The organism is Streptomyces europaeiscabiei (genome assembly GCF_001550375.1).
GTDB lineage: Bacteria > Actinomycetota > Actinomycetes > Streptomycetales > Streptomycetaceae > Streptomyces > Streptomyces europaeiscabiei.
Map to the genome: position 1 here is coordinate 1 of NZ_LRTR01000244.1, position 8,029 is coordinate 8,029.

Annotated in this window: 8 protein-coding genes; 1 reads left to right on the forward strand and 7 read right to left on the reverse strand. The window is 70.2% G+C overall.

Annotation, left to right across the window (positions count from 1 at the left end):
* Nucleotides 1-71: 71 nt before the first annotated feature.
* The 3 genes from AWZ10_RS11755 to bldG form a co-directional block, all read right to left on the reverse strand.
* The gene (locus AWZ10_RS11755) at nucleotides 72-2,477 is read right to left on the reverse strand and encodes a sodium-translocating pyrophosphatase (RefSeq protein ID WP_046708027.1); all 2,406 of its coding nucleotides are present in this window, start codon (nucleotides 2,475-2,477) and stop codon (nucleotides 72-74) included.
* A gap of 330 nt (nucleotides 2,478-2,807) precedes the next feature.
* Nucleotides 2,808-3,239 carry an ATP-binding protein gene (locus tag AWZ10_RS11760; protein WP_037702557.1) on the reverse strand — a complete coding sequence of 144 codons (432 nt, stop codon included), beginning with the start codon at nucleotides 3,237-3,239 and terminating at the stop codon, nucleotides 2,808-2,810.
* A gap of 107 nt (nucleotides 3,240-3,346) precedes the next feature.
* Nucleotides 3,347-3,688, reverse strand: a complete 342-nt coding sequence (gene bldG, locus AWZ10_RS11765) for an anti-sigma factor antagonist BldG (RefSeq protein ID WP_033524654.1) — start codon at nucleotides 3,686-3,688, stop codon at nucleotides 3,347-3,349.
* Nucleotides 3,689-3,771: 83 nt separating this feature from the next.
* Here bldG and AWZ10_RS11770 point away from each other — a divergent pair, with 83 nt between their 5' ends.
* Entirely contained in the window at nucleotides 3,772-6,246 is a 2,475-nt protein-coding gene (locus AWZ10_RS11770) for a DEAD/DEAH box helicase (protein WP_079104342.1), read from the forward strand.
* Nucleotides 6,247-6,315: 69 nt separating this feature from the next.
* Here the strand turns inward: AWZ10_RS11770 and AWZ10_RS11775 are convergent, their stop codons facing one another.
* The 4 genes from AWZ10_RS11775 to AWZ10_RS11790 form a co-directional block, all read right to left on the reverse strand.
* Nucleotides 6,316-6,789, reverse strand: coding sequence for an Rv3654c family TadE-like protein (locus AWZ10_RS11775; protein WP_060891032.1), 474 nt, complete (start codon nucleotides 6,787-6,789; stop codon nucleotides 6,316-6,318).
* Complete coding sequence (locus AWZ10_RS11780; protein WP_060891033.1) at nucleotides 6,786-7,202, reverse strand: TadE family type IV pilus minor pilin; 417 nt, start codon at nucleotides 7,200-7,202, stop codon at nucleotides 6,786-6,788. Before AWZ10_RS11780 ends, AWZ10_RS11775 begins: the two co-directional genes overlap by 4 nt.
* Nucleotides 7,189-7,431, reverse strand: coding sequence for a DUF4244 domain-containing protein (locus AWZ10_RS11785; RefSeq protein WP_060891035.1), 243 nt, complete (start codon nucleotides 7,429-7,431; stop codon nucleotides 7,189-7,191). The genes AWZ10_RS11780 and AWZ10_RS11785 overlap by 14 nt, the downstream gene beginning before the upstream one ends.
* 149 nt (nucleotides 7,432-7,580) lie before the next feature.
* Nucleotides 7,581-8,029 (reverse strand): type II secretion system F family protein (locus AWZ10_RS11790; RefSeq protein ID WP_060891036.1); only part of this gene is annotated, 449 nt, incomplete at its 5' end.

Genomic DNA, 8,029 nt, shown 5'->3' on the forward strand with positions numbered 1-8,029 from the left:
GACGGCGCGTCAACACGCGCCGTCCGCCCGCTCCTTGAACTGGACCCTCGCAGGCCCGGATCTAAGACCGCCTACGAAACCACCGCTGGATCCGCGGACTTGGCCACCCGCTCGGAATTGCCTTCGTCACCCACGGCGATCCCGCGCCGCTTGGACACGTACACCGCCCCGACGATCACGGCGATCGAGGCCACCGCGATGACGACGCGCAGCCCGACGCTCTTGTCCTCGCCGTAGCTGAACTGGACGACCGCGGGCGCGATGAGCAGCGCGACGAGGTTCATCACCTTCAGCAGCGGGTTGATGGCCGGTCCCGCCGTGTCCTTGAACGGGTCGCCCACGGTGTCGCCGATGACGGTCGCGGCATGGGCCTCGCTGCCCTTGCCGCCGTGATGGCCGTCCTCGACGAGCTTCTTGGCGTTGTCCCACGCGCCACCGGAGTTGGCGAGGAACACCGCCATCAGCGTCCCCGTGCCGATCGCGCCCGCGAGGTACGCGCCCAGGGCGCCGACCCCGAGCGTGAACCCGATCGCGATCGGCGCCATCACGGCGAGCAGACCGGGCGTGGCCAGCTCCCGCAGGGCGTCCTTGGTGCAGATGTCGACGACCCGGCCGTACTCCGGCTTCTCGCTGTAGTCCATGATCCCGGGATGCTCGCGGAACTGCCGCCGCACCTCGTAGACCACCGCGCCCGCCGACCGCGAGACCGCGTTGATCGCCAGCCCCGAGAAGAGGAAGACGACCGCGGCGCCCGCGATGAGCCCGACCAGGTTGTTGGGCTGCGAGATGTCCATCATCAGGTTCATCGGCGCGCCTTCGCCGGAGACCTTCTCGCCGACGTCGTTCGCGGCCGTGAGGATCGCGTCGCGGTACGAGCCGAAGAGCGCGGCGGCAGCGAGTACGGCCGTGGCGATGGCGATGCCCTTGGTGATGGCCTTGGTGGTGTTGCCGACGGCGTCCAGGTCGGTGAGCACCTGTGCGCCCGCGCCCTCGACGTCGCCGGACATCTCGGCGATGCCCTGTGCGTTGTCGGAGACCGGCCCGAACGTGTCCATGGCGACGATGACGCCGACCGTGGTGAGCAGTCCGGTGCCGGCCAGCGCCACCGCGAACAGCGCGAGCATGATCGACGTACCGCCGAGCAGGAACGCCCCGTAGACGCCGAGGCCGATCAACAGAGCGGTGTAGACGGCCGATTCGAGACCGATGGAGATACCGGCGAGGACGACGGTGGCCGCGCCGGTCAGCGAACTCTTGCCGATGTCCTTCACGGGACGCCGGGTGGTCTCGGTGAAGTAGCCGGTCAGCTGCTGGATCAGTGCGGCCAGCACGATGCCGATGGCCACCGCGAGGACCGCGAGGACCCGTGGGTCGCCGTCGTGACCCGCGATCGCCGTGTCCGTGACGCCTTCGAGATCGGCGTACGACGACGGCAGGTAGGCGTAGACGGCGACGGCGACGAGCACCAGCGAGATCACCGCGGAGATGAAGAAGCCGCGGTTGATGGCGGACATTCCGCTGCGGTCGGTGCGGCGGGGTGCCACCGCGAAGATGCCGATCATCGCGGTGAGCACGCCGATCGCGGGCACGATCAGCGGGAACGCGAGCCCGGAGTCGCCGAACGCCGCCTTGCCGAGGATCAGCGCGGCGACGAGCGTCACGGCGTACGACTCGAAGAGGTCGGCCGCCATGCCCGCGCAGTCGCCGACGTTGTCGCCCACGTTGTCGGCGATGGTCGCGGCATTGCGCGGGTCGTCCTCCGGAATGCCCTGCTCGACCTTGCCGACCAGGTCGGCGCCGACGTCGGCGGCCTTGGTGAAGATGCCGCCGCCGACACGCATGAACATGGCGATGAGCGCGGCCCCGAGGCCGAAGCCCTCCAGCACCTTCGGCGCGTCGGCCGCGTACACGAGGACCACGCAGGACGCGCCGAGGAGGCCGAGCCCCACCGTGAACATCCCGACTACGCCGCCGGTGCGAAATGCGATCTTCATCGCCTTGTGCGAGACGGTGGTGAGATCCTTTTCCGGCTCACCTTCCGCCGGTGTCGCTTCCCGGGCCGCCGCGGCGACGCGCACATTGCTGCGCACGGCGAGCCACATACCGATATAGCCGGTGGCCGCCGAGAACACGGCACCGATCAAGAAGAACACCGATCGTCCGGCGCGCTGATTCCAGTCGTCCGCGGGAAGCAGCATGAGCAGGAAGAACACGACGACGGCGAATACGCCGAGCGTGCGCATCTGCCGTGCCAGATAGGCGTTCGCACCTTCCTGGATCGCCGTAGCGATCTTCTTCATGCTGTCGGTGCCCTCGCCCGCCGCGAGCACCTGGCGCACCAGGACCCCGGCGACGGCTAGCGCGGCCAGTGCCACGACGCCGATCACCATGACGATGATCCGGTTGTCGTCCGTCAGTACCGCGGCTGCGAAGTCCGTGGTCCGGTCAAACCTTTGAGGGGTAGAAAGCCCCGCCATTCGTCCTCCTTGACGCTTGGGCTGAGCTCAAGATGTGGACGGATTGTAGGGAGCAGAACCTGATCAAAACAGTGCGCGGGAAGCGGAATTGGCCTTCACATGCTCTTCAGCAAACGATCTGCGCACGACCACATTACTCGAAAGAAGTAACGCCTCAAAGGCATTGACGCTTGATCAAATGATCGCGTGATTGATCGTGAATTCATTCACGATTTCCGGTGTTCCGATGAACGGTGATCGGAATAAATGCCGAATAAACACGAAGGGCCCTGCTCAGCAGGGCCCTTCGCGGTACTACTTGAAGTTGAGAGGTTGAGAAGATCAGGGCAATCAGGGCAGCACGGCGATCGACGGCGTCGTCGGCCAGGTCATCCGGATCAGCCCGCCGTTCTCCCCGGCAGAGACCTCGACGTCGTCGACGAGACCGCTGATCACCGCGAGGCCCATGTCGTCCTCCTCGATGTCGGCGTCCGCGTCACCGGCGCCCGACGACTTGTCACCGGGCACGGCGTGCGGCGCTTCGTCGCCGACCTCGATGGAGAACTGCTTCTCCTCCTCGATCAGCGACACCTGCACCGGCGCCGAGATACCGCTGCTCTGATGCAGTCCAACGGCACGGGTACACGCCTCGCCGACGGCCAACCTGACCTCGTCGAGGACGGCCTCGTCCACTCCGGCCCTGCGCGCCACCGCTGCCGCCACCAGTCGGGCGGTCCGGACGTGCTCGGGCAGCGCGCTGAAGCGGAGTTCAACGGTGGCCATGCATCCCCCTCGGAACTACGGGCGTGCTGTCGGAGGGCCGGGCCCGTGGGCCCGGTCCCCCTCACTTGTCTCTTGCCGTTCCGGGCACTGGGCCCGGGCGGGCGCGATCAGTCGGTGGCCGCCACCGCTTCGTCGACCGAGGTGTGAATCGGGAACACCTTGGTCAGACCGGTGATGCGGAAGATCTCCAAAATCCGCTCCTGGTTGCACACCAGTCGCAACGAGCCCTCATGGGCCCGTACTCGCTTCAGGCCGCCCACCAACACGCCGAGCCCGGTGGAGTCGAGGAAGTCGACGCCCTCCATGTCGACGACGAGGTGGAAACTCCCGTCGTTGACCAGCTCGACCAGCTGCTCACGCAGCTTGGGCGCGGTATAAACGTCGATTTCGCCACCGACCTCGACGACCGTACGATCGCCGACAGTACGGGTCGACAGGGACAGGTCCACGGATCCTCCAGCACCTTGCTATCGAGCGTTCGCCCCTCGGGACACCTCGGCTTGAAAGCCCCCGGGACGGTTCGCCAGCCGCGATGGCATTCAATCACTTACCGGCAGGCGTGCACGACGCCTTGGCTCCATTGTCCGTCACGCCGGTGACACACTCGATGCCGATGGCCACGAATCACCGATCCGATCGATCCCCGACGGACACCGCCTCCAGCCCTTCGCCGAGCACGGTCCTGGACCGGCTCGCCTCGGGGCCGAGCCGGGCTTCGCGCATCACTCATACGGAGCATGTGCCCCCGCGAGCGGGTCGCCATGCCGTCTGGCCCGACCGGATCCGATCGGAAGTCGTCGCCGCCGTACAGGCCGCGGGAATCGAACATCCCTGGGCCCACCAGGCACGCGTCGCCGAGCACGCGCTGGACGGCGACTCGGTCGTCGTCGCCACCGGAACAGCCTCCGGCAAGTCGCTGGCCTATCTCGTCCCCGTCCTGTCGCGCCTCCTGGACGGCTCCGAGGCTCCCAACGGCCGTGGGGCGACCGCCCTCTACCTGGCCCCCACGAAAGCCCTCGCAGCAGATCAGCACCGATCCGTGAAAAAACTTTCACAACCTCTCGGAAACGCCGTACGCCCGGCCGTGTACGACGGCGACACGCCCGTCGAGGAACGCGAGTGGGTGCGCCAGTACGCCAACTACGTCCTCACCAACCCCGACATGCTGCACCGTGGGATCCTCCCCTCCCACCCCCGCTGGTCCTCCTTCCTGCGCGCCCTCAAGTACGTCGTCATCGACGAGTGCCACACCTACCGCGGTGTCTTCGGCTCCCACGTCGCCCAGGTCCTGCGCCGCCTCCGCCGCCTCTGCGCCCGCTACGGCGCCGAACCCGTCTTCCTGCTGGCCTCCGCCACCGCCGCCGAACCCTCGGTCGCCGCCCGCCGCCTCACCGGCGTCCCGGTCACCGAGGTCGCGGACGACGCCTCACCCCGTGGTGAACTGGTGTTCGCCCTCTGGGAGCCCCCGCTCACCGAACTGCACGGCGAGAAGGGCGCCCCCGTCCGCCGCACCGCCACCGCCGAGACCGCCGACCTCCTCACCGACCTGACCGTCCAGGGAGTCCGCTCCGTCGCCTTCGTACGCTCCCGGCGCGGCGCCGAACTGATCTCGGTGATCGCCCAGGAACGCCTCTCCGAGATCGACCGCTCCCTCGCCCGGCGCGTGGCCGCCTACCGCGGCGGCTACCTCCCCGAGGAACGCCGCGCCCTCGAACGCGCCCTCCACTCCGGCGAACTCCTCGGCCTCGCCGCCACCACCGCCCTCGAACTCGGCATCGACATCTCCGGCCTGGACGCCGTCCTCATCGCCGGCTACCCGGGCACCCGCGCCTCCCTGTGGCAGCAGGCCGGACGCGCCGGACGCGCCGGCCAGGGCGCCCTCGCCGTCCTCGTCGCCCGCGACGACCCCCTGGACACCTTCCTGGTCCACCACCCGGAAGCCCTGTTCGACCAACCGGTGGAATCGACCGTCCTCGACCCCGACAACCCGTACGTCCTCGCCCCGCACCTCTGCGCCGCCGCCGCGGAACTGCCCCTGACGGACGAGGACCTCGGCCTGTTCGGTCCGGCCTGCGAGGAACTGCTGCCGCAACTGGAGGCCGCGAAACTGCTCCGCCGCCGGGCCAAGGCCTGGCACTGGACGCGCCGCGAACGGGCCGCCGACCTCACCGACATCCGTGGCCAGGGCGGCCGCCCCGTCCAGGTCGTCGAGACCGGGACGGGCCGACTCCTCGGCACGGTCGACGCGGGCGCCGCCCACACCACCGTCCACGCGGGAGCGGTCCACCTGCACCAGGGCCGTACGTACCTGGTGCGCGAACTGGACCTGGAGGACTCCGTCGCCCTCGTCGAACAGGCCGACCCGCCCTATTCGACGGTCGCCCGCGACACCACCTCCATCTCCGTCCTGGAGACCGACACCGAAGTCCCCTGGGGCGACGGCCGGTTGTGCTTCGGCTCCGTCGAAGTCACCAACCAGGTCGTCTCCTTCCTCCGTCGCCGCCTCATCACCGGTGAGGTGCTCGGCGAGTCCAAACTCGACCTCCCTCCTCGTACGCTGCGCACCCGTGCCGTCTGGTGGACCGTCACCGAGGACCAGCTCGACGCGGCCCGGATCAACCCCGAGATCCTCGGTGGCGCCCTGCACGCCGCCGAACACGCCTCGATCGGCATGCTGCCCCTCTTCGCGACCTGCGACCGCTGGGACATCGGCGGCGTCTCGGTCCCGCTCCACCCGGACACACTGCTCCCGACCGTCTTCGTCTACGACGGCCACCCCGGCGGCGCGGGCTTCGCTGAGCGCGCCTTCCACACCGCGCGCGCCTGGCTCACCGCCACCCGCCAGGCCATCGCCGCGTGCGAGTGCGACGCCGGCTGCCCGTCCTGCATCCAGTCCCCCAAGTGCGGCAACGGCAACGACCCGTTGCACAAACGAGGCGCCGTACGGCTGCTGACCGAACTGCTCAGGACAGCACCCGACGCTCCGCCGGAGGACCGGACACCCTAAGGCTCAGGGCCGACTGGGCTCTGGCGCCTGCCGGTCGTGCGCGGCTGATCGCGCAGTCCCCCGCGCGCCCTACCCGGCGCTCCCGCGGGGTGCTCCTACGGGCACGCCGGCGTGCCCTCCAGCCCGTTGCGAGGCTGCCGGGCCCGGCAGGCCTGGCGGTCCCGCCCTCGCCCTGGCCTCCGCGGTGAGCGGGCCCATGTCCGAGGCCGCCGTGATGTCCGAGATCTCTCCCTCGACCTCGCAGTGCACGACTCTGCCGCCCTGAGCCCTCGCCACCCGTACCGCCGTCACGCAGGCCCCCTCGCCGCCTTTCATCCAGTGGTCGGCGGCGGCGAGGGCCGCAAGGTCGGCCGTCGCGGCAGCCTGATGCCGGATCACAACGGCCTGCCCCAGCGCGAGTACGGCACCGAACACGGCGCACAGCGCGAGGATCGAACCGACGGCCCAGACGGTCGCGGAGCCTCTGTCCGACCGGACTGACCGGACTGACCGGTCCGACCGGGCGACTCCCGGCCGTCGGCCGGACCACGAGAACGCGCTCACTCGGCCCCCGCCCCCTCCGTCGTGGCCGCCCCCACCGTCTCCTCCGCCAGCGCCACGGCCGCATGGCTCAGGTCGAGGCCGAGTCCGTCCGGCCCCGGCGCCGGGGCCGAGACCACGACACGTACGAAGTCGCCCTCCCTGTCCACGCTCACCTCCGCCCCGTCCGGCGCCGTCCTGCGGGCCGCCGCCACGACGGCAGCCGACGGGTCCTGCCGGGCTGCCGCCCGGGCACCGGCCCGAGCGGCGTCCACGACCTGGATCTGCGCGCAGGCGGCGAACAGGGCCCACACGAGCGCCGTCGCGAACAGCAGCATCACGGGCAGGACCATGGCGGCCTCGGCCGTCACGAACCCGGCGTCGCCGCCCAGCCCCCCGCGACGCCGCCACGGCCCACGTGGCTCACGCCCCGCCATTGAGGGCCCGCCCGACGATCTGCTGCAGCTCCGCCTGGACCTGCCCGCTGGTCACCACCTTGTAGAGCACTGCGGCGAAGGCCACCGCCGCGATGATCCCCACCGCGTACTCGGAGGTCACCATCCCCGCGTCCCTCCGCGCAGCCCGCACCCGGCACATCACGGCACACACCATCCGAACCCGCACCGCTTCCCCGACTGCCTTCGCTGCCTTCACTGCCTTGTACATCTCAACCCCCGTGAGGCTCTGTTCCATTGACTTCCGCTGGCTACTGATTGCCTGTCACCGCTGGTCAGCGGGCGCGCCGGTCGTTCGTCGGCCACTTCTGGCCCTCGCCGGTCGGCACCGCACACCGTCCGCTCAAGCCCGCCCCGTCATCACCCACCCCCTCCCAACAACCCGTCCGCCAGCCCGATCACCACCGGCAGCACGCCCACCGCGATGAAGGCGGGCAGGAAGCACAGCCCCACCGGTGCGGTGACCATCACGGCGGCCCGGCGGGCCCGCTCCGTCGCCGAACGGCCCCACTCGGCGCGTGCCTCGGCGGCGAGCCGGGCGACAGGGGAGGCAGCAGGTACGCCGGACTCGTCGGCGCGTTCCAGCAGCCTCGCCAGAGCTCCGGCGCCGGGGAGGGCAGCCAACCCACGCCACGCCTCGGCCGGTTCGCCCCCCAGCCGTGCCTCTGCCGCCCCCTTGGCCAGTCGCTCGCCCACCGGCCCGCCCAGCGCCTCACCCACGGCCTGCGCGGCCACCACAGGGCTCGCCCCGGCCGTGATGCAGGCGGCCAGCAGGTCGGCGGCGAGCGGAAGTCGACGAGCGGCTTCCG

What these genes read in the sequence shown, in the direction of transcription:
- AWZ10_RS11755 (WP_046708027.1), bottom strand. Translation starts at nt 2,477, where the DNA reads ATGGCGGGGCTTTCTACCCCTCAAAGGTTTGACCGGACCACGGACTTC.
- AWZ10_RS11760 (WP_037702557.1), bottom strand. Translation starts at nt 3,239, where the DNA reads ATGGCCACCGTTGAACTCCGCTTCAGCGCGCTGCCCGAGCACGTCCGG.
- AWZ10_RS11770 (WP_079104342.1), top strand. Translation starts at nt 3,772, where the DNA reads ATGGCATTCAATCACTTACCGGCAGGCGTGCACGACGCCTTGGCTCCA.
- AWZ10_RS11780 (WP_060891033.1), bottom strand. Translation starts at nt 7,202, where the DNA reads ATGGCGGGGCGTGAGCCACGTGGGCCGTGGCGGCGTCGCGGGGGGCTG.
- AWZ10_RS11785 (WP_060891035.1), bottom strand. Translation starts at nt 7,431, where the DNA reads ATGTACAAGGCAGTGAAGGCAGCGAAGGCAGTCGGGGAAGCGGTGCGG.